Source organism: Marinobacter litoralis (genome assembly GCF_003336705.1).
Classification (GTDB): domain Bacteria; phylum Pseudomonadota; class Gammaproteobacteria; order Pseudomonadales; family Oleiphilaceae; genus Marinobacter; species Marinobacter litoralis.
Genome location: NZ_QMDL01000001.1, coordinates 656073 through 676834 on the forward strand (window position 1 = coordinate 656073; position 20762 = coordinate 676834).

The window sequence follows — 20762 nt, forward strand, 5'->3', positions numbered from 1 at the left end:
TGTCTTCAGAAGACAGGTTCGGTTTGTCGGTAGGGCTATAAAAAGTATAGCAGGCGTTTTAGCAGGGACTGCGGGTTATTCGGTGCGGAGTCGGTGCCTGAGCTTCCGGTTGAATATTCTTCACTGTCCCACTTTCTTTGTTTCTTGCGGAACTTGCGGAGTATTTTGGTTTTCATGCCGTCTTTTTCAAGATCAGCCAGTATTGCGGGTAAGGCTTTGGCTAATTCCTCATGGCGGCGGTTCAGGTAGTGGAACAGTGTGAACGTGGCGACAGGCGCCGGAAGTATTTCAAATTCTTGCCAGCTTTCCAGTGCAAGCGGGCCAAAACCTTGAATGTCAGCTACCAAGGCTGTGTCCACGCGGCCAGATTCCAGCAGTGCGCGCACTTGTTCATAGGTGTTGGCTTGTACGAGTTCCAGACCCATCGCTTTCGCTGTTTGTTCGGCAATGATGATGCCACGCCGGATTGCGGCGGTTTTGGGTTTCGCGGATGGGGTGCTTAGTAGATCGCCTTCACCGGGCCGAACCACGGCATGTAATTCACCTAGCAGTAACGGGTAGTCTACGCGAACAAGGTTCGGGTAATCGAAGGCCGCTTGTTCAATGCGAAACAAATCGCCATCCAACATCCCTGTGTTTGCCATCATCAGCGCGCGGCGAGACGGCGTGTGGAGTGTCTGCATGCTAACGTCCAAACGCTCATAGGCTAGCTGCAGAAATTCTGTGGTTGCGGCAGTAATCGCCACATCAATGATGGCGGCGATTTTAAGTTCTTTCTGAGGTTCGGTCGCTTGGCTGGTCGTTGAGACGCACAGCGTTATCAGCATCCAGGCAATGAGGTGTTTTCGTCCGTGCATCATGGTTCCCCTCGGGTCCTGTGAAGGGTCTTATTTACTGGTTTGCGTGGGTGAGCAATCAGGCCACCTATAATGTAGTGCGACTCCCGGTTGATTGAAAGGAAGTCGCACCAATTTTCAGCCCAAAGCTTGTGTCAGGTCTGCTATCAGGTCTGCCGCATCTTCCAGGCCTACCGACAGGCGCAGCATGCCGTCGCCGATTCCCCGTTTGAGGCGCTCTTCCCGACTGATGCCATGATGGCTGGTGGCACTGGGTTGACTAACGAGACTTTCAACGCCGCCGAGACTGGTGGCCAGCAGAAACACTTTGAGGCTGTCGGCAACACGCGCTGCCGCTTCTTGGCCGCCTTCCACCTCAATGCTGAGCATGCCGCCGAAACCGGTCATCTGTTTGGTGGCGAGGTCGTGGCCTTCGAACGATGGCAGCCCCGGGTAGAACACGTTGGTAACTTTGGGGTGAGCTTCCATAGCTTTTGCTACGGCGAATGCGTTTTCATTGTGCTGGCGTATTCTGACGGGCAGCGTGCGAAGGCTGCGTGAGAGCAGGGCGGCCGTTTCCGGGGCAATGAGTTGACCCAGGTTTTTGCGCCAGGTGGCTACCGGTTTGGCAAGTTCTGCTGACGTCATCAATGCGCCGGCGGTAATGTCGCTGTGGCCACCCAGGTATTTACTGGCGCTGTGCAGAACCAGGTCAGCGCCTAGCGCCAAGGGTTTTTGATTGATGGGGCTGGCAAAGGTGTTATCTACCGCAACCAATGCGCCGTGCTGGTGAGCGACGGTTGCTATGGCCCTTATATCCAGAATGGCCATGTTCGGATTGGCGGGCGTTTCAAAGTACACCAACTTGCCGGGAGTGTTCAGGTGCTCGGCCAACTGATGTTGTTCGTCACGGAACAGGAAGGTCACCGGAATGCCTAAAGCCTGACATTGCTCGATCAGAAAGGCTTGCGTGCCACCGTAGAGGTCGCCCACGCACACAATGCCGTTGCGCCCGTGGGTGAGCAGGGTTGCGGATATGGCAGCCATGCCGGAGGCAAACGCAAGTGCAGATTCAGACTGCTCTAAGCCCGCCAAACCTTGCTCCAGTTCCTGAATGCTGGGGTTGGTGCCCCATCGAGTGTACAGGTAGCCTTCGCTGCGCCCTTCGATCATATCCAGCAGGGCGGCGGTGTTCTCGAACCGGTAAGTGGTGGTGTTGTATATCGGCGAGTAGGGGCTACCGAACGCGTCTTTATGTCGTTGGTTGTGAATGATGCGAGTGGCGGGGCCTTGATCTTCTGGCTTGCTGTCTGGATTGCTCATTGACGTTCCTGTTGGCTGGCTGCAGAGTGTGCTGAGCTGTAAACTGATTAGTACTGGGTATACTACCAAAAACCCAAGCTCACTCCGTAACGTATAGAAGGAAGAAACCTTGTCTATCAAATTGACCGAGTTCAGCCATGGTGCTGGCTGTGGCTGCAAGATTGCTCCAGACGTTCTTGACCGAATTCTTCACACGGATATGCCGGACTTCCACGACCCGAAATTGTTGGTCGGTAACGACAGCCGGGACGATGCAGCGGTTGCAGATATTGGCAACGGTGTGGGCGTTATCAGTACCACAGATTTCTTTATGCCGGTGGTAGACGACCCGTTCGATTTCGGGCGAATTGCTGCTGCGAATGCGATCAGCGATGTGTATGCCATGGGCGGCAAGCCGGTGATGGCGATTGCGATTCTGGGCTGGCCTGTGAACGAGCTGGCACCAGAAATTGCGGCCAAGGTGATTGATGGTGGTCGGGCGGTATGCGCCGAGGCGGGCATTGCGTTGGCCGGTGGTCACAGTATTGATTCCCCGGAGCCAATCTTTGGGTTGGCGGTTACCGGCACCGTGAATGTAGACCGTATTATTCGTAACGATACAGCCAAGCCGGGCGACCTTTTGTACCTGACCAAGCCGTTGGGTGTGGGTATTCTGACTAGCGCTTCGAAGAAGGGTAAGGTGTCGCCTGACGATTTGGCGGTTGCGGTGGAGAATATGTCCACGTTGAACAAAGTGGGTGAGGTGTTCTCCCAAATCGAAGGCGTTAGTGCGATGACCGATGTCACCGGTTTCGGCCTGGCGGGTCACTTGCTGGAGATTTGCCGCGGTAGTGGTGTGAAAGCCACGGTTAGCCGCAAGGCTATTCCTACTTTGCCAAACTTGCAGCCCTACATTGATGCCGATTGCATTCCGGGTGGTACGCACCGCAATGCGGCAGCTTTTGGTAAAGCGATTTCGGGTATGACCGAGGCGGACAAGCTGCTGTTCTGTGATCCGCAAACCAGTGGTGGTTTGATGGTGAGTGTGGCCGAAAGCAGTCGTGAAGTGTTTGAAGCCGCCGCTCGTGAGCATGGGTTGGAGCTTCAGCCTATGGGGCGCTTGGAAGAGAAAGGTTCGGAAGAAAGTCTGGTGTTCATCGAAGACTGAATACCGCATTAGAAAAGCCGCGCCGGTTTTATGCCTGGCGCGGCTTTTTTTATGCGCTACGGGTGACGCTGACCACCTTCAGGTGAATCGGCTTACGGCCCTTCATCGGCCATTCGATGCTGTCGCCGATGCTTAAGCCCAGCATGGCTGCGCCTGCCGGTGCCAGTATGGAGACTTTGTGGTCGTTGTCGCCCACTTCGTGCGGGTACACCAGCATCATCTCATGTTCTTTTTTTGCGTCTTCGTCCACGAAGCGGATAATCGAGTTCATGGTGACGACGCCTTCTGGCATTTCGCTCAGAGGCTTAAGGTCTGCGCGGCTAAGTTCGTCTTCCAGGCCGTCTATTACTACGGACTGCCCGGCCATACGCTCGATCAGTGTGCTCAAGCGGTTGTAATCTTCTTCTGCAACTACGATTGAAGGTAATTCAGCCATAGGAATCTCCTGAAAAATCAAAAAAACAAGTGTGGTTTAAGCGCTGAATCCGGAAGAGGGAGTGTGTGGATTCAGCGGAATCAGAGGCGTATAACAGCCCTGCCAGTGTTCTCGAAAGAAGACCGCAGTGCGATGATTGATGTATGAATGCCGTAAATCGGGGTGTTCACGTTGTTCACATTACGCCGTTTAGGAAAGCAATACCCTGAATCTAACTCTAGGGGAGCAAAATGGCAACGGTTATAAGGTCTATAGCATGCAGGTAGTTGTTCAGGCACTGGTGCCGGTGTTTGTTTTGATCATGTTGGGGCACGTACTCAGGCGGATTAATTTCCCCGGCGGGGACTTCTGGCCGCAGGCTGAGCGCTTCACTTACTACATTCTTTTCCCGGCCATGTTGGTGTTTAAATTGGGGCAGGCACGGCTTCCGGTGTCGGCGTACGCAGATACCGCACTGCTGATTGTTTCCATGTTGCTTGCCATGACTGTGGCGTTGGTGGTGGTCCAGTTGTTTTGGCGTTGGAGTGGGCCGGTCTTTTCATCGGTTTATCAGGGTGCGATTCGTTTCAACTCCTATGTGGGGCTGGCCGCCGGCGGAATGCTGCTGGGTGACGATGGTTTGTCACTGACCGCTATCGCCGTTGCGATTATGGTGCCTTTGTTGAACCTGTTATGCATTCTTATGTTTTCTTTGGTGGCAGGCCAAGACAAGGTCAGCGTGAAACAGGTGCTCAAAGCCATTGCGACGAACCCGTTAATTGTTGGTTCGGTGCTGGGGGTTTTGTGGAGCTATTTCGAGATCGGGTTTCATCCGCTGCTGGCGGGCACGTTGGAACCTTTGAGTAATCTGGCTCTGCCTATGGGGCTGATGACGGTTGGGGCCGGACTGCAGTTGAGTGCCTTGCGTGGCGCATCGGCGCCGTTTCTGGTGTCGTCTGCGCTTAAGCTGCTGGCGTTTCCGCTGATGGCCGTGGGGTTGGCTTGGGCGCTTGGTTTGAGTGGGCTGCTGGTGCAGGTGGCGGTGCTTCTGGCCACTCTGCCAACGGCCACATCTGCTTATATTCTGGCCCGTCAGTTGGGTGGTGACGCGCCCTTGATGGCAGGGATTATCAGCGGGCAGACACTTCTTGCGATGGTATCTATCCCGCTGATGCTCAGTTTACTTTGGTAGGCATTCGAGGGCAGCGTCTGCGATGGATTGCTGGAACTCGATGTAGCCGTTAGCGGTTGATTCGATGTCTGTAGCCAACGGGTCCCAGGTGCTGACAGTCACATGGAGCCCCTCAGTAATTGAGCGCCACCACTGGCGGTTAAACTGGGGCTCGGTGAGCAGGCAGGGTTGGTTGGCTTTGCGCAATTTGCTTTGCACTTCTGCGATGTGGCGGGCTCCGGGCGACAGTTCCGGGTTCAGAGTGAGCACGCCAGCCAGATCCAGTTCATAGTGTTCGGCAAACCGTTCGAATGCGTTGTGGTAGGCGAACAGGCTGGTGCCGTCGAGTTGGCTTAAGCTTGCTTTGATGGTCTGTTCGGCCTTGTGCAGGTTTTGCTCGAAGCGTTCCAGGTTGGCATCCAGCTCAGCGGTGTTGATGCCGTCGAGAGTGCTGAGCCTGGTGTGAACGGCCCTCGCCATCTCCAGCGCCATACCCGGATCAACCCATAGGTGCGGGTCTTCGCCGTCACCGTGATCGTGGCCATGATGGTGATCGTTATCATGTTCGTGGTGCGTTTTCGCCTCTTTTGCAGAGGGTTCCGTGAACGCAACTACCTTGCCTGCGAATTCTGTTCCGCCCAGCAGGCGGCTGAGGAAGGTTTCCATGTCTGGCCCCACCCAGAAGATCGCATCGGCTTGTTCCAGTGCGCGGCGCTGTGATGGCTTCATGCTGTAATTGTGGGGGCTGGAACCCGGCGGCACGATGGTCGATACGTTCATGTTGTCGCCCGCAACCGCTTTAACAACGAGTTCGATCGGCTTGATGGAAGCGACAATGTTGGTAGCGGATACCGGTGTGGTTGCAACCAAGGCGGCCAAGCCCAGGGCAAGGGTGGTTTTGCTGACGTTCATGGTGGGGTCCTGCAGTTCGTTTGATACGTTATAATGTAACATTAAGTCCGGCGTTCGTAAAACCGAATCATGCGAAACCGGGTCAGGCTCGCTATAATGCGTAACTTATTTATCGGCCACTTATTTTCAGGATGGTTTCATGACAGTACGTACTCGAATTGCCCCGTCGCCCACGGGTGACCCTCACGTTGGTACCGCCTACGTGGCCTTGTTTAATCTGTGCTTTGCGCGCCAGCACGGTGGCCAGTTTATTCTGCGGATTGAGGATACCGACCAGGTGCGCAGTACGGCCGAGTCCGAGCAGGATATTCTCAAAGCGTTGCGTTGGTTGGGCCTGAACTGGGACGAAGGTCCTGATGTGGGTGGTCCTCATGGCCCGTATCGCCAGTCTGAGCGCAAGCACATGTATGCCCAATACGCCGAAGACCTGGTAACGGCTGGCCATGCTTTTTATTGTTTCCGCACCCCGGAAGAGCTGGATGCCATTCGCGAAGAGCGCAAAGCAAACGGTCAGAACCCGGGCATTAAAGGTGATCTTGAGCTGTCTCAGGAAGAAGTGAAGCGCCGTTTGGACGCAGGTGAGTCCTACGTGATTCGTATGAAAGTACCCGATGAAGGCGTGTGCGAGATTAAGGACATGCTCCGTGGCACCATCGAGATTGATTGGGCACAGGTTGATTGCCAGATTCTGTTGAAGTCAGACGGTATGCCTACCTACCACTTGGCCAACGTGGTAGATGACCATTTGATGGAAATCACTCACGTTCTGCGTGGTGAGGAGTGGATCAACTCTGCACCTAAGCATAAGTTGCTGTATGAATATTTTGGCTGGGATATGCCCGAGCTGTGTCACTTGCCGCTGCTGCGTAACCCGGACAAGAGCAAGCTGTCCAAGCGTAAGAACCCGACCAGTATCAATTTTTATGAGCGCATGGGCTTCATGCCGGAAGCGGTGACCAACTACTTGGGCCGCATGGGCTGGTCTATGCCGGACGAGCGCGAGAAGTTCTCACTGGACGAGATGATTGAAAACTTCGATATCCAGCGTGTGTCGCTGGGTGGCCCTGTATTTGATGTTGAGAAGTTGCGTTGGTTGAACGGCCAGTGGGTTCGTGACGACCTGAGCGACGAGCAGTTTATGGCCCGCCTGCGCGACTGGTGGTTCAACGAAGATGCTCTGAAGGCTCTGGTTCCGCACATTAAGGGCAGGGCAGAAGTGTTTTCAGATGTGGCCCCGATGGCCCAGTTCATGTTCAGCGGTATGCTGGATCTGAAGCCGGAAGACTTCGAGCATAAGAAACTGGAAGAGGCGCAGGTTAAGCGGGTGCTTCAGTTTACGCTTTGGAAGTTGGAAGCTCAGCGCCATTGGAGCAAAGATACGATCTTTGCCGATATCAAAGCGCTGGCGAAGGCGATGGATCTGAAGATGGGCGATTTCATGTTCTCGATCTTCGTTGCCATTGCAGGAACGCCGAATTCTTGGTCGGTAATGGACTCGATGGAACTGCTGGGCCCGGATATGACCCGTGCTCGTTTACGCAGTGCGTTGGATGTTTTGGGCGGTTTTTCCAAGAAAGAAACCAAGAAAGTAGAGAAAGAATACGCCGCTTTGGGTGTTTGATGAGCGGTTTGTTTGTTAATTGAACGATGACGACAGGGAAGTCGAAAAAACTTTAAAAAAAGCAGTGTTGGGTGTTGACGGCCTAGGGGCGGATCCTTAATATACGCATCCGTTGAGGGGCCATAGCTCAGCTGGGAGAGCGCAACACTGGCAGTGTTGAGGTCGGCGGTTCGATCCCGCCTGGCTCCACCAATTTCTAGTCCCCTTCGTCTAGTGGCCTAGGACTCCGCCCTTTCACGGCGGCAACAGGGGTTCGAACCCCCTAGGGGACGCCAATACGGCTTCACGGTTTAGTCCACCGGGAAGCCATCAAAAAAACCGCCTTCGGGCGGTTTTTTTGTGTCTGAAAGAAAGTGATTCAGCGTGGCTTCCGACTAGCGCAACTCGAGGTCAGGCCCGACCGGTCTGACCTCAAATCTGAAATGGCCCCGTAGGTTACTCGTAGGTGCAGAAGTACGCTGTATCAACCTCAGCCTTCGCCTTAAAGCTGGCATTCGCTACCACCTCAAAGGCATCGCCAGCCCCGTAACGAACCCAGTTGTCACTACCCGGCAGCTGAACCGTCAGCGCACCACTGACAACCGTCATAACTTCTTTTTTACTGGTACCGAACTCATACTCGCCCGGACTGATGACGCCCACGGTGGCAGGTAGCGTGTCGCCCTGAAGGGCAATGGATTTCACTTTACCGTCGAAGTACTCATTTACACTCAGCATGGTTATAACTCCTAATAAATGGGGTGGCTAATATACTGCAAATGCAGGTGAACAGGCACTTGTTATAGATGCGCTATCAACGTTGGGGCTAGCCCCTGTTCTCACCGAACCGCAATAGCGCCCTTACCAACCCCTTCATAGGCTTTTACGCGGATCTCGTCTGCGGGGAATTCGGCTTTCAGTACGTCCGCCATGTGGGCTGCAATCAACTCTACGGTGGTATCTGTTTCCAGCATGTAGACGCGACTCTCTGGCAGGGTAAGGGCAAACTCACCCTGATTGGCTTCGTATTCAAAGCTGATGTAGTGCTGGCTGTCGTCGCCCACAAAGCGGCGGGTAACGTCTTCTTCGGTCCCTACGTAAATATCTTCCCACAGTTTCGCCCAGCGCTTCTCCAGCTCTGTGTCGCGCTGGCCGTTGCGATCAATGCGGATGGGGGAGCGGTGTCCGTGTGCGATTCGCTGGCAGTTGCCCAAGTGCTTTTTCAGGCCGTGGACATAGTGGTAATAAGCGCCCTCGATCACGTCTTCGCGCAGATTGATTTCTACGGTGGTAACGTTTCCGGGCAGCACAGCTTTTAGTTCTGTTTCCAATAAGGCTGCTACAGCCGGCTTCTCGACCCGCTCGGACGATAGCCATACAACCGCTTCATCTGGTGAGGTGTGGGTTATGTGGCTGCCGTCTGTCAGGTCCCAGCGGAAAGTGTGGGGCTGGTCTTCGTCCCAATGCAGGCCTTCGTAGCCTCTCGGGATCACCAGTCGATGGTCTACACGCTCATCAATAACCCGTTTGATGGTGCGTTTGACGTTGCTGAAATCAAAGACCATGCCTTGCTCGTCCAGCTCGCCGCCGAGGACCACGTCGGCAATCCAGCTTTCGCCTACAAGGCCCCGCGCGGGGTCTAGGTACGCGAAATCAATCACAGTGAGGTTGTCGACGAAAAGATGGTTCATGAATGGCCTGGCTATATTGGTTGCATGGTGGCGTGATTCTAGCAAAAATCGTTCACTTCAGCAGTTTGCAAATGAGAACGTCTAACAGGAGGCCGCATCATAGCCACGAACAGCGCTCAACTCGATCAGCAGTTTCCGGCATTGGTGTTGGCGGCAGGTCGTAGCAAACGCATGGGGCGAGCGAAGCAAACCCTGAGCATCCCGGGTCAGGGTACGTTGCTTGGGCATGCTATCGAGCAAGCCAGGATTTTGTCCGGTCGTGTCTCGGTGGTTGTTGGTGCGCGTTATCCTATGATTCGGTACCGGACTCCGCAGACACCTTCTCGGTGGGTGTATTGTTCTGACTGGCGCCAGGGCATGTCGGCCTCTTTGGCGGCGGGAATCCGCTCTTTGAGCCCGAAGGCGCGAGGTGTCTATGTGCTGGTTGGGGATCAACCTTTGCTGGCCGAACAGGGTCTTTTACGGCTTCACCGCAGCGTACGGCAAGCACCTGGTCAAGTATGGGCTGCGGATTATGGCGCGCGAGTGGGGGTGCCAGCCTGGATTCCGCGGAGCCTTTGGCCGGAAGTGCTCAGGCTGCAGGGAGATTCGGGGGCAGGGCGCGTGCTCAATCAAGCCCGGGCGAATCGGGTGGATATTGCGGGAGTGGAGCTGGATGTCGACACTCCCGCACGCTGGCAACAAATAAAGCAGATGTTAGCCGAACAAACCTGATAACCACGCAATGCCCACGCTGAAAATACCCAAGCTCACGGCCAGTCCCAAAGTGTAGATGCGAGAGTTGGCGGCCTTTTGTTGTGCGACATAAAGATCGATGGTGCGTTGGGCGATGTCTTCCGCGGTTTCGCGGGAGATTTCGTGGGCCTGCTGAACGGCTTCTGACTGAAGGGTTTGCCAGAACTCGGTATCAATGGTTTGCACGCTGGTGATGTGGTCTTTCAGTTCCGCCATGTGGTCGGAAGTGAAGCCGGAATTCTTCGCCATTTCTTTGCGCGAGATAGCCAGCTCTCGGCTCAGATTCATGTTGATTTCCGCGGCCACTTCATCGCGAAGGTTTCGGGTGCGTTCGTCAACCAGCTCGGTCAGTGTTTTCAGGTGTTCTTCGATTCGGGCGTCTTGCTTTTTCTCGGTGTCTTCGAGTGCCCGTTTCAGGTGAACGTATTGTTCATCGAACAAGTCGTTCAGCAGTTCGTGCAAGCGGTTATTTATGTGAGTCTTAACGGCCGAGCGGGAAATCTGTTCGATCAGATCGGCGGTTAAGGGCACGGCGCTTGAATCTCCGGCGCCGGGCACACTGTCAGCTGCGCTCGGTGTGGGTAGGGTGATTGCATCGTCTTCGTCAGCTACAGGCGCTGAGAGGCTTTCAGGCATTGGCAGCGTTCCCCGCTCAACGTCTGTGGCCAGCTGCTCCAGCATAATGGTTAGCCCTTCGCTTTGGGGGGGCTTGGTAAGAATGCTGTAGATGCCGAAGTTTTTCGCTTCATCTGTGAACGAAGAAGATTTCTTCGATGTGCACATGATGATGGGGATACCGGCGGTGTCTGGATTGCTTTTGATCGCCTTTGCAGCCTCAACGCCACTCATGCCCGGCATCAGGTGATCCATGAAGATCACATCAGGTGCTGGATTCTTGCTCAGAAATTCCAGAGCTTCCTCGGCAGAGCTTGCCATGTTCACATCCATGTTCCGACTCTCAAGGATTTTGCTCAGGGCGAACCTGGCAACCTTGGAATCATCAACCAGCAAAGCATTTTTGATTGCCATCTCACTACCTCAACCTGTTACTGCAAACTCGTTGGTGTGGCGACCGGGGTTTACTACCAGCCTTCCAGTTGCGGGCATTGCGTGGCCCGATAGCTCTTGTCCCGATAGCACACGCCGGGCTCAGTTGTGCGGGCGGTAAAGACTTCACCGGCCGCTGTCGTCAGGCGCACCTTTCCATAAGGTTCACCCAGGCGGAACGTAGCTTCAATGGAGCTGCCGTTAGGGTTGCGTAGCAGGCCTGCGCCATGAAATTTGCCGTCCATATATTGGCCATCGTACTTTTTACCGTCGGCAAAGATTTCCGAGCCTTGGCCGTGGAACGAGCCGTTCGAGAATTGGCCTTCGTAGGATCGTCCATCGGGGTAGGTCAACCTGCCTTCACCATGAAACTCACCATTCCTGAAACTGCCAACGTACAAGTGGCCGTCCGCGGTGGTGAGTGAGCCCGGGCCTTGCATTTTTCCTTGCACCCAGTTGCCCGTAAGTATGTCGCCATTGGCTTTGGTTAACGTGCCCTGACCGTGAAACTCGTTGCGTTCAAAGCGGCCGGTGTATTGAGCGTTATCTGCCCCGCGCCACTGGCCTTCGCCGTGTTGCTGCCCTTTTTCCCAGTCGCCTTCATACCGGCTGCCGTCGGGGTACCATGCTGTGCCCGTACCATCAAACAGACCATTTACGAAGTGGCCCTCATAGCGTAGTCCAGTTTCGTCTATCCAGCTGCCGTCACCGGTTTTGACGCCACCAACCCATCGGCCATTGGAGTAATTCACGGTGGTGTACTGCTCGAGCTGGCCGACCAGAGTGAGCTCCTGGCCTGCTTTCAGAGCAATGGTGTTCTCCCAAGGCTTATGACCCGGCTTTTGTATTGTGATCTCGTAACTGCCGGGGTCTAGCTCTAAATCAAGTCGGGTGGCTCCGTAATTTTTGCCATTAATGGTGACCTGATCACCCACTACGTTAGAGCGAAGCACCAGTTTTCCGGTTGTCGCTGGCTCAGGCTTTTTGGCGGGTGAAACGAATTCAGGGTTGGTAAGCGATTTAGAGGGCTGCGCGATTGCAACCGTTTCAAGGCCATCCGGAAGCGGTTCAACCTCGAATACCTCGGCGGTGAGTGCGGGTTCCGGAGATGGAGCCAACGGAGAAGGCTGTTCCACTGAGACGTGTTCGCGTGGTTTTTCAGGCTTCGGAGTAGCGGTGTGATCCTTCTCTGCTGGTTTTTGGGGTGCGGCAGCCGGCGGCGGTAGAGTGTCGAGGCCGTGTTGCTCCATGGCAACGGAAGCCTTTCCGCTACTTTCCAGTATCGGACCCTGCTGCACGGAGGCAAAGCCTGCTGTTACAAGTAACATCAGCGCAAGCGCATTGACGAACATCAGCGGTCTGAAATCGACCATGGTAAAACCTCTTATCCCAACTTCCTGGATACTTTTATTATGGATTCATCTTAACCACTGTCCGCAACGTTATGTAACAGAAAGTGTCTGAAGTTGGTCAGAATGCAGGCCAAATCACATTTTGTCCGGAAACTGGTCATGGTTGAGCTGTTCCCAGGACTTCATGTACACATCCGCTTCATATTGATAGGGCGAGCGGAACGGTGTCAACACGAAATCGAATACCAGGAAAAAAGTACCAATCGAGAACCAGGCAATCATCAACGTGCTGATGGTGGTGGCTTGCTGCTCCGGGTTGGAGTCGATAAAACCTTGCAGGATTGGGATCATATCTGTGGCCAGTACCACGGGGTTGAAGCTGGCCATCACGAAGGGGAACCAGAACGCAATAAACACCGGGAAAAAACCGTAAGACCAGAGTATTCGTCTGAGAAGGTATACACCGACTTCTCGCCAGAATTTTTGGCGGATTTCGGGTACTTTGCGAATGCGCTTGAGGTATTGGCGACGTTCGGCCCACCAAGCGGCTACTTCGGGGGCATCAATGGCTTTTGTTTTAGTGGTTTCGTCTGTCATGGATCGGCAGGCTACCTAGTTGGGTTTGTACGATGCATCATATCCGATAGTACGTGTTACCCTGTAATTCTCCAATTGTTCAATGCATAGGATCGTTTTAATGGCGGCAGTGACAGACAACGTAATCCATCCGGCTTTCGAGAAACTTCGTAGTCACCGGATTAGCACCCTCAACCTGGATGTTGAGGAGTATCGCCACAAGAAGACCGGTGCGCGTCATTTGCATCTGGCGGCGGATAACGATGAAAACGTGTTTTTTGTAGCCCTTCGTACCTTCCCGATGGATTCCACCGGGGTCGCGCACGTTCTTGAGCATACCGCCTTGTGTGGCAGTGAGCGTTTTCCGGTACGCGATCCGTTCTTCATGATGATTCGCCGTTCGTTGAACACATTTATGAATGCGTTCACCAGCAGCGACTGGACGGCCTACCCCTTTGCAAGTATGAACCGGAAGGATTTCGATAATCTGCTCACGGTGTACTTGGACTCAGTATTTTTCTCCAAGCTTGATCCGCTGGATTTTGCCCAGGAAGGGCACCGTTTAGAGTTCGAAAAGCCGGATGACCCAAACAGTGATCTGGTCTACCGGGGAGTGGTTTACAACGAGATGAAAGGTGCCATGAGTGCGCCTACCTCCCAGCTGTGGCAGAACCTGTCTAGCCACCTGTTCCAAACCACAACCTATCACTACAACAGTGGCGGTGAGCCGGATCATATTGTGGATCTGAGCTATGACGACTTGGTTAGGTTCTATCGTCACCACTACCACCCGAGCAACGCGATTTTCGCGACCTACGGGAACATTCCGGCCTACGAGCATCACGAAAAGTTTGAAGAGCTGGCACTGAAGCGCTTTGACCGACAGGAAGTGAAGCTGCCGGTACACGATGAGAAACGCATGTTTTCCCCGATGCGGGTGGAGCAGGGCTACGCGGTCAGTGAGGGTGAAGATACCGAGGCGAAAACCCATATCGTGATGGGGTGGTTGTTGGGGCACAGCTTCGACCTGCAAGAGAACCTTGAAGCTCAGTTATTGTCATCGGTGCTTTTCGAGAACAGTGCTTCACCCATGATGCGGGCACTGGAGACCACCGACATCGGCCATGCGCCGTCGCCTATGTGCGGGCTTGAAGATTCTAACCGCGAAATGACGTTCGTGTGCGGTATTGAGGGTAGTGAGCCGGGCCGTCGCGAGGATCTGGAAGCTCTGGTTGAAGAGACGCTGGCGAAGGTGGTGGAAGAAGGTGTCAGCCCGGAACGGCTTGAGGCCATTCTCCATCAGCTGGAATTGCACCAGCGGGAAATTGCCGGCGACGGCTTCCCTTACGGTTTGCAGCTGATCATGCAGTCCATTTCGCCCATGGTTCATGGTGGTGACCCGGTTGAATTGCTGGATCTGGAGCCGGTATTGGCAACGCTGCGAGAAAAGATCAAAGACCCGGAATATGTGCCGGGCCTTATTCGCCGCAAACTGCTGGAAAACCCGCACCGGGTTACCTTGACCCTGCGCCCGGATGAAAAGCTCGAAGGTGCACATCAGGCGGCATTGAGAGAGTCACTGGCCAAGCGCAAAGCCAGCCTCACCGATGATGAAGTGAAGCTGATTGTAGAGCGTGCGCAAGCCTTGGAAGAACGGCAACTTCGCAAAGACGACGATTCCATCCTGCCGAAGGTTGGCTTGTCTGATGTGCCGTTGCAGATGCCGGAGCCGGAAGGCAAGTACGATGCTGAAACCGGGGCCACTCTCTATGCCCGTGGCACCAACGGATTGGTCTATCAACAAATTGTGTTACCCGTTCCGGCGTTGAGTGAGGACGAGTTATTGCTGCTGCCTTACTACACCACGCTAATTTCCGAAGTCGGGTGTGGTGAGTTGGATTATCTGCAAATGCAGGATCGTATTTCAGCGGAATCCGGCGGTATTGGTGCTTCGTTCCTTGCCAAAGGACAGATTGACGACGTTCAGGCTATGTCCGGGTATCTGATTTTCAGCGGCAAGGCACTGGCCCGTAACAGCAGTGCGCTGACTCAGCTGCTTAAAGATGTATACACCGGTGCGCGGTTCGACGAGAAAGAGCGCATTCGCGAAATCATCGCTCAGGTGCGTGCACGCCGAGAACAAGCCGTTACTGGCAGTGGCCACGGTTTGGCAATGGGCGCTGCGGCTCAGGGCTTGAGCCCCGGTTCCTGGTTGAGCTTCCGTTTGGGTGGTCTGGCGGGTATTCGAGGCACCAAGGAGCTCGATAAGTCGTTGAATGATGAATCCGCTCTGGCGGAGTTCTGTGACAGGCTTGCCGCGCTGCATGAAAAGATTCGTAAGCAAGGGCGTCAGTTCTTGTTGATTGGTGAAGAAGCCCAGTTAGCTCCGATGCTGGATAGCGTGAAAACCTGCTGGCAAAGCGGGGAAGCTCAGGTTGAGGGTGACTGGTCGATGAAGCCGGTGAACTACAAAACTCACGAAGCCTGGCTGACCTCTACTCAGGTGAACTTCTGCGCCAAAGCTTATGCAACGGTTGCGGTTGACCACCCGGATGCCGCTGCGTTAACGGTACTGGGTGGTTTCCTGCGTAACGGATACCTGCACCGGGCGATTCGAGAGAAAGGTGGAGCTTACGGTGGTGGTGCCGGGCAGGACAGTGTGAACGGTGTGTTCCGCTTCTTCTCATACCGTGATCCGCGCTTTGCAGAAACGTTGGACGATTTCGACGCGGCTTTGAATTGGTTGCGAACAGAAGAGCATGAAGAGCAAGCGCTGGAAGAAGCCATTCTGGGTGTGATTGGTCAGCTGGATCGGCCGCATTCTCCTGCCGGTGCGGCTCGACACGCGTTCCATAACAACTTGTTCGGGCGCACCCCTGAGCAACGCGCGCGTTTCCGCGAGCGTGTGTTGAACGTGACCTTGGATGAAATGCGCCGAGTGGCAGATCTTTGGCTGAAGCCGGAGGATGCCAGCGTGGCAGTCATTACCAGCCCTGACAACCGTGAGGTGGCGGAGCAGCTGGGCCTGAGCATCCAGGAGCTGTAAGCCTGGAGTTTCAGGCACGAAAAAGGGTGGGGGACGTGAGTCACCCACCCTTTTTTATTGGCCGAACTTACCGGTGGCGCTTGAGCCCGGTCGAGACCATGATCCGGGTGGAAATTTCTTCAACGGAATACGCGGTGGTGTTCAAATAGGGGATGCGCTCCCGTTTGTACATCAGTTCGATTTCCTCCACTTCATGCATGCATTGCTGCATGGAGGAGTAGCGGGAGTTCGGCCGGCGCTCGTTGCGGATGGTGGCTAACCGTTCCGGCTGAATGGTCAGACCAAACAGTTTTTGCTTGTGGGCACGCAGTGCGCCCGGCATTTTCTGATCGTCCAGATCTTCCTCGGTGATCGGGTAGTTTGCCGCTTTAATGCCGTATTGCAGTGCCAAATACAGGCAGGTCGGTGTTTTACCGCTGCGGGATGCGCCAATCAGGATCAAGTCGGCCTCATCGTAGTGCCGCGTTCTGGCACCGTCGTCATTATCCAGTGCAAAGTTGACCGCGTGAATCCGGCGCTCATAACTACTGACGTTATCGATGGCGTGGGATTTACCAACGGAATAAGAGGACGACGAGTTCAATTCTCGTTCCAGCGGGTTCAGAAAGGTGCCAAAGATATCAACCATAAAGCCATTGGCACCGCTTACGATCTCGCGAATGGTGCTGTTAACGATGGTGTCGAACACCAAAGGGCGTTCACCATCGATTTCGGCGGCGGTATTAATGCGTGTGGCCATTTCCCGGGCCTTTTCTTCATCGTCGATATACGGCACGGTAATGCGTTCAAATTCAATCTTTTCAAACTGGGCTAAGAGCGCGTGTCCCAGCGCTTCCGCGGTCAGGCCGGTGCCGTCCGAGATAAAAAAAGCAGTTCTTTTCATGGTTTCATCCACTCAGGTTTTGAGGCGGTTCCCTAGGTAATTTCCGCAGCTTACAGTATTATACTCGCCAGTTTCGAGACTCCGCGCCACTCAAGATACAAGGGAGACCACGCTTTGGAAGATTACATTATCTGGTTTGACCACCTAGGAATGTCCGATGTTGACCGTGTTGGGGGTAAAAACGCGTCCCTCGGTGAAATGATCAGTAATCTGGCCAATGCCGGTGTTACCGTCCCAGGCGGTTTTGCCACCACAGCACATGCATACCGGGAGTTTCTGGCGACAGACGGGCTGAAAGATCGTATCGATCAGGCACTGGATGCGCTGGATGTTAATGACGTCAATGAGTTGGCCCGGGTTGGCTCGCAGATTCGTCAATGGGTTATTGATACCGATTTCCCTGAACCGCTTGAAAAGGCTTTGAAAGAAGCCTACGAAAAACTTCGCGCCGGAAACGACGCCATGGCCGTAGCTGTGCGCTCTTCCGCAACGGCCGAAGATCTGCCGGACGCTTCATTTGCAGGCCAGCAGGAAACCTTCCTGAACGTGGTCGGCCTCGAGCAGGTACGCACTTCCGTTAAAGAGGTGTTTGCCTCTTTGTTTAATGACCGCGCCATTTCTTACCGGGTTCACCACGGCTTTGATCACAAGCTGGTTGCTCTGTCTGCCGGTATCCAGAAAATGGTGCGTAGCGAAACCGCATCCAGTGGCGTTATGTTTACGCTGGATACCGAATCCGGTTTCCGTGACGTTGTATTCATCACGTCTTCCTACGGCTTGGGTGAAACCGTGGTTCAGGGTGCGGTTAACCCTGACGAGTTTTACGTCCACAAGCCCACGTTGGCTGCCGGCCGTCCTTCAGTGCTGCGCCGTAACTTGGGTAGCAAAGCCATCAAGATGGTTTACCACACCGACCCAAGTGAAGGTAAATTTGTTGAAACCGTGAAGGTAGATATGGAAGAGCGTACGCGTTTCTCCATTACCGATGCGGAAGTAGAAGAGCTGGCCAAGCAGGCCATGATTATCGAGAAGCACTACCAGCGCCCGATGGACATCGAATGGGCGAAAGACGGCGACGACGGCAAGATTTACATTGTTCAGGCCCGACCTGAAACCGTTAAGAGCCGTGCTTCTGCCAACGTGATGGAGCGTTACCTGCTGAAAGAAACCGGTAAGGTTTTGATCGAGGGCCGCAGTATTGGTCACAAAATCGGCAGCGGTCCGGTGAAGATTATCACCAGCATTAACGAAATGGATCGCGTTCAGCCCGGTGATGTTCTGGTTACCGATATGACAGACCCGGATTGGGAGCCCGTCATGAAGCGTGCTTCCGCTATCGTTACCGATCGTGGTGGCCGTACCTGTCACGCAGCGATTATTGCCCGCGAACTGGGTATTCCAGCGGTGGTGGGTTGTGGCGATGCGACTGAAGAGCTGAAAGACGGCCAGAACGTGACAGTTTCTTGTGCGGAAGGGGATACTGGCTTTATCTACGACGGTGCTCTGGACTTCGAACTGCGTGAAAACACCGTGGATTCCATGCCCAATATTCCGTTCAAGATTATGATGAACGTGGGTAACCCGGACCGCGCTTTCGATTTTCAGTCGCTGCCTAGCGAAGGGGTTGGTTTGGCGCGCCTGGAGTTCATCATCAACCGCATGATCGGTGTGCACCCGAAGGCGCTGTTGAACTACGACGGCCTGCCGGGTGATATCAAACAGACCGTAGATAAGCGTATTTCCGGTTACAGCTCGCCGGTTGATTTCTATGTCGACAAGCTTGTTGAAGGTATCTCAACCCTGGCCGCAGCGTTTGCGCCGAAGAAAGTGATCGTTCGGTTGTCTGACTTTAAATCGAATGAATACGCCAACCTGATTGGCGGCACCTTGTACGAGCCAGACGAAGAAAACCCGATGCTGGGCTTCCGCGGTGCGTCTCGCTACATCTCTGAAACTTTCCGTGATTGTTTCGAGCTTGAGTGCCGTGCACTCAAGAAAGTACGCGACGAAATGGGGCTGACCAACGTTGAAGTGATGGTTCCGTTCGTACGGACCGTGGGTGAAGCGGAACAGGTCGTTAATTTGCTGGCTGAGAACGGCCTGAAGCGCGGCGAGAACGGTCTTCGCCTGATCATGATGTGTGAGTTGCCGGCAAACGCGATCCTGGCTGAGCAGTTCCTGGAGCACTTTGACGGCTTCTCTATCGGCTCCAACGATTTGACGCAGCTTACTCTGGGGCTCGATCGGGACTCCGGCATCATTGCCCACCTGTTTGACGAGCGCAATGATGCGGTTAAAGCACTGTTGTCCAACGCCATTCAGGCTTGCCGCAAGTCGGGTAAGTATATTGGCATTTGTGGTCAGGGGCCGTCCGATCACCCGGATCTTGCCAAGTGGTTGATGGATGAGGGTATCGACACGGTTTCTTTGAATCCGGATTCCGTTCTGGATACCTGGTTCTTCCTCGCTGACGAAAAAATCGACTGAACTGAAAACGGGAAAGGAGAACGAAAGCGTGAGCAATATTATTACTCCGGATCTGTGTGATGAGTTTCCGGAAGTGCAGGTGGTAGAGCCTGGCTTCAATAACTACGGTGGTATTCGTCAGTTCGGCGGTGAAATCGTCACCGTGAAGTGCTTCGAAGATAACTCTGTCGTGAAAGAGCAGGTGGGTTTGCCAGGCAACGGCCGTGTCATGGTGGTTGATGGCGGCGCTTCAAAGCGCAACGCACTGCTGGGTGACATGCTGGCCGAGAAAGCTGCCGAGAATGGCTGGGCCGGTTTGATCATCTATGGCTGCATTCGCGATGTGGATGAGATCGGTCAAACCAAGCTGGGCGTTCAGGCGCTCGGTACGGTGCCCCGTAAAACGGAGAAGCGCAATATTGGTGACCTGAATATCCCGGTAACCTTCCATGGCGTGACCTTCCATCCGGGCCAGTACGTCTATGCCGACAACAACGGCATCATCGTATCCGAGAAGCCCCTGGTGTAATCCGGAGTTTTCTCGGCGGATACAAAAACGGCGACCAATCAGGTCGCCGTTTTTTTGTGCCGAAGAATTTTACCGGACTTCCAGGATATTGATGCCCAAAATATACCCGGTTTCATCTGGCGCACAGCGCAACACTTCTCCAACGGTTTCCAGAGGCGGAAACTGATCCCCTGCGGCTTCCATCACCGTTTTCAGTTCTGCGCCAACCGGAAAAGGGCGGTCTACCTGAAGTTGCATGCCTGCAGCGCTTAGGTCTTGGCAGATTCCAGTGATGGTTTCACCGTTGTTGTCGGTGATCTGGATCGTACTGTTGACCTGCATCCGGTAGAAATCGCGCTTTTCCGAATAGTCTTTCATGGTTAGGCCCAATTATCGGTTTTCCGAGTTGGCTTGAGCATTGGAATGATCAAGGCCAGTAATACGCCACCAAATACCAATCCCGCCCCCAAGAGCATGAAATCAGATTCGCGGCCTGCTTCTAATCGTTCGTTTTCGGCGGTTAGTATCTCCAGATCGTTCTGTAATCTCTGGTTTTCTTCCCGCAGTTCTCGGTTACGACGCTCCAGGTTGATGGAGTCGGCTGCAATGCTTTTTATCTTCGTGAGCTCATCTTGCAGGTTTTTGGTCCGGCTGGACAGGTTGTTTTCGGTGTTTTGTAGCGTGTCACGCTCTTCGGTCACGGCTGAGAGCTGTTCACGAAGGCTGGCTACGTCTTGTTTGGCCTTTTCCAGTTCGCGGGTAGCGCGTGCAAGCTGATCTTTAGCGACCGGAGTTTGGCTGATGTACTGGGAGGAAACCCAGCCAACCGTGCCCTTGGGTGTACGGACTTTGGAGTAACCTTCCTGAGTTTCGATCAGTTCCAGAGGTGTGCCCGATGGCACGGCGTTTTCGATAATTCGAAATTGCGTGCCGGCACCGGATCGAACGGGCAGGTAAAGTTGGTCGTCAACCCATACGGTTCGCGCCTGAGCTACGGAAATGGAGCTGAAGATAATAAGAAAGCTGAGAGCAAGGCGGAGCGGTGTCACTGGTT

At 54.2% G+C, this 20762-nt stretch carries 19 protein-coding genes and 2 tRNA genes; 9 read left to right on the top strand and 12 right to left on the bottom strand.

Translation table 11 applies throughout. From position 1 onward, the window contains the following. Positions 1 to 35: 35 nt before the first annotated feature. Both DOQ08_RS03020 and DOQ08_RS03025 read right to left on the bottom strand, forming a co-directional pair. On the bottom strand, positions 36 to 860 hold the full coding sequence (locus DOQ08_RS03020) for a substrate-binding periplasmic protein (RefSeq protein ID WP_114333411.1): 825 nt from the start codon (positions 858 to 860) through the stop codon (positions 36 to 38). A 114-nt stretch (positions 861 to 974) separates the two neighbouring features. Then, positions 975 to 2159, bottom strand: coding sequence for a trans-sulfuration enzyme family protein (locus DOQ08_RS03025; RefSeq protein WP_114333412.1), 1185 nt, complete (start codon positions 2157 to 2159; stop codon positions 975 to 977). 109 nt (positions 2160 to 2268) lie between these two features. On the opposite strand from DOQ08_RS03025, the gene selD reads away from it, so the two are divergent. After that, entirely contained in the window at positions 2269 to 3306 is a 1038-nt protein-coding gene (gene selD / locus DOQ08_RS03030; protein WP_114333413.1) for a selenide, water dikinase SelD, read from the top strand. 49 nt (positions 3307 to 3355) lie between these two features. Here the strand turns inward: selD and rnk are convergent, their stop codons facing one another. After that, the gene (gene rnk, locus DOQ08_RS03035; RefSeq protein WP_114333414.1) at positions 3356 to 3742 is read right to left on the bottom strand and encodes a nucleoside diphosphate kinase regulator; all 387 of its coding nucleotides are present in this window, start codon (positions 3740 to 3742) and stop codon (positions 3356 to 3358) included. Between the two features lie 256 nt (positions 3743 to 3998). Here rnk and DOQ08_RS03040 point away from each other — a divergent pair, with 256 nt between their 5' ends. Then, the gene (locus DOQ08_RS03040) at positions 3999 to 4913 is read left to right on the top strand and encodes an AEC family transporter (protein WP_114333415.1); all 915 of its coding nucleotides are present in this window, start codon (positions 3999 to 4001) and stop codon (positions 4911 to 4913) included. On the opposite strand, the gene DOQ08_RS03045 is transcribed toward DOQ08_RS03040, so the two are convergent. After that, a complete protein-coding gene (locus tag DOQ08_RS03045; RefSeq protein ID WP_114333416.1) occupies positions 4902 to 5804 on the bottom strand; it encodes a zinc ABC transporter substrate-binding protein in 903 nt (300 codons plus the stop codon). The two genes, DOQ08_RS03040 and DOQ08_RS03045, sit on opposite strands and share 12 nt — an antisense overlap. 139 nt (positions 5805 to 5943) lie before the next feature. On the opposite strand from DOQ08_RS03045, the gene gltX reads away from it, so the two are divergent. From gltX to DOQ08_RS03060, 3 genes are all read left to right on the top strand, one after another. Next, positions 5944 to 7425 (top strand): glutamate--tRNA ligase, encoded by a 1482-nt coding sequence (gltX, locus tag DOQ08_RS03050; RefSeq protein WP_114333417.1) that lies wholly within the window; start codon positions 5944 to 5946, stop codon positions 7423 to 7425. 116 nt (positions 7426 to 7541) lie between these two features. Beyond that, a tRNA-Ala gene (locus DOQ08_RS03055) sits at positions 7542 to 7617 on the top strand. A gap of 7 nt (positions 7618 to 7624) precedes the next feature. Beyond that, a tRNA-Glu gene (locus DOQ08_RS03060) sits at positions 7625 to 7700 on the top strand. A gap of 160 nt (positions 7701 to 7860) precedes the next feature. Here the strand turns inward: DOQ08_RS03060 and ppnP are convergent. After that, entirely contained in the window at positions 7861 to 8142 is a 282-nt protein-coding gene (ppnP, locus tag DOQ08_RS03065; protein WP_114333418.1) for a pyrimidine/purine nucleoside phosphorylase, read from the bottom strand. Between the two features lie 101 nt (positions 8143 to 8243). Further along, positions 8244 to 9095: a 6-carboxytetrahydropterin synthase gene (locus DOQ08_RS03070; RefSeq protein ID WP_114333419.1), complete on the bottom strand. Its 852-nt coding sequence runs from the start codon at positions 9093 to 9095 to the stop codon at positions 8244 to 8246. Between the two features lie 144 nt (positions 9096 to 9239). On the opposite strand from DOQ08_RS03070, the gene DOQ08_RS03075 reads away from it, so the two are divergent. Beyond that, the gene (locus tag DOQ08_RS03075; protein ID WP_227537511.1) at positions 9240 to 9809 is read left to right on the top strand and encodes a nucleotidyltransferase family protein; all 570 of its coding nucleotides are present in this window, start codon (positions 9240 to 9242) and stop codon (positions 9807 to 9809) included. On the opposite strand, the gene DOQ08_RS03080 is transcribed toward DOQ08_RS03075, so the two are convergent. The 3 genes from DOQ08_RS03080 to DOQ08_RS03090 form a co-directional block, all read right to left on the bottom strand. Beyond that, positions 9792 to 10859: a response regulator gene (locus DOQ08_RS03080; RefSeq protein WP_114333421.1), complete on the bottom strand. Its 1068-nt coding sequence runs from the start codon at positions 10857 to 10859 to the stop codon at positions 9792 to 9794. The genes DOQ08_RS03075 and DOQ08_RS03080 overlap by 18 nt on opposite strands. 53 nt (positions 10860 to 10912) lie before the next feature. Then, positions 10913 to 12250: an MORN repeat-containing protein gene (locus tag DOQ08_RS03085; protein WP_114333422.1), complete on the bottom strand. Its 1338-nt coding sequence runs from the start codon at positions 12248 to 12250 to the stop codon at positions 10913 to 10915. Between the two features lie 114 nt (positions 12251 to 12364). Then, positions 12365 to 12826, bottom strand: a complete 462-nt coding sequence (locus DOQ08_RS03090; RefSeq protein ID WP_114333423.1) for a hypothetical protein — start codon at positions 12824 to 12826, stop codon at positions 12365 to 12367. A gap of 100 nt (positions 12827 to 12926) precedes the next feature. Between DOQ08_RS03090 and DOQ08_RS03095 the strand changes: the two genes are divergently transcribed. Further along, a complete protein-coding gene (locus DOQ08_RS03095) occupies positions 12927 to 15851 on the top strand; it encodes an insulinase family protein (protein WP_114333424.1) in 2925 nt (974 codons plus the stop codon). A gap of 67 nt (positions 15852 to 15918) precedes the next feature. Here the strand turns inward: DOQ08_RS03095 and ppsR are convergent, their stop codons facing one another. Next, positions 15919 to 16734, bottom strand: coding sequence for a posphoenolpyruvate synthetase regulatory kinase/phosphorylase PpsR (gene ppsR / locus DOQ08_RS03100; protein WP_114333425.1), 816 nt, complete (start codon positions 16732 to 16734; stop codon positions 15919 to 15921). 114 nt (positions 16735 to 16848) lie between these two features. Here ppsR and ppsA point away from each other — a divergent pair, with 114 nt between their 5' ends. Together ppsA and rraA are read left to right on the top strand one after the other, a co-directional pair. After that, a complete protein-coding gene (ppsA, locus tag DOQ08_RS03105; protein WP_114333426.1) occupies positions 16849 to 19221 on the top strand; it encodes a phosphoenolpyruvate synthase in 2373 nt (790 codons plus the stop codon). A gap of 28 nt (positions 19222 to 19249) precedes the next feature. Beyond that, a complete protein-coding gene (gene rraA / locus DOQ08_RS03110) occupies positions 19250 to 19729 on the top strand; it encodes a ribonuclease E activity regulator RraA (protein ID WP_114333427.1) in 480 nt (159 codons plus the stop codon). 69 nt (positions 19730 to 19798) lie between these two features. On the opposite strand, the gene DOQ08_RS03115 is transcribed toward rraA, so the two are convergent. Next, entirely contained in the window at positions 19799 to 20086 is a 288-nt protein-coding gene (locus DOQ08_RS03115) for a PilZ domain-containing protein (RefSeq protein ID WP_114333428.1), read from the bottom strand. A gap of 2 nt (positions 20087 to 20088) precedes the next feature. Further along, the gene (locus DOQ08_RS03120) at positions 20089 to 20757 is read right to left on the bottom strand and encodes a TIGR04211 family SH3 domain-containing protein (protein WP_114333429.1); all 669 of its coding nucleotides are present in this window, start codon (positions 20755 to 20757) and stop codon (positions 20089 to 20091) included. Between the last annotated feature and the right edge of the window lie 5 nt (positions 20758 to 20762).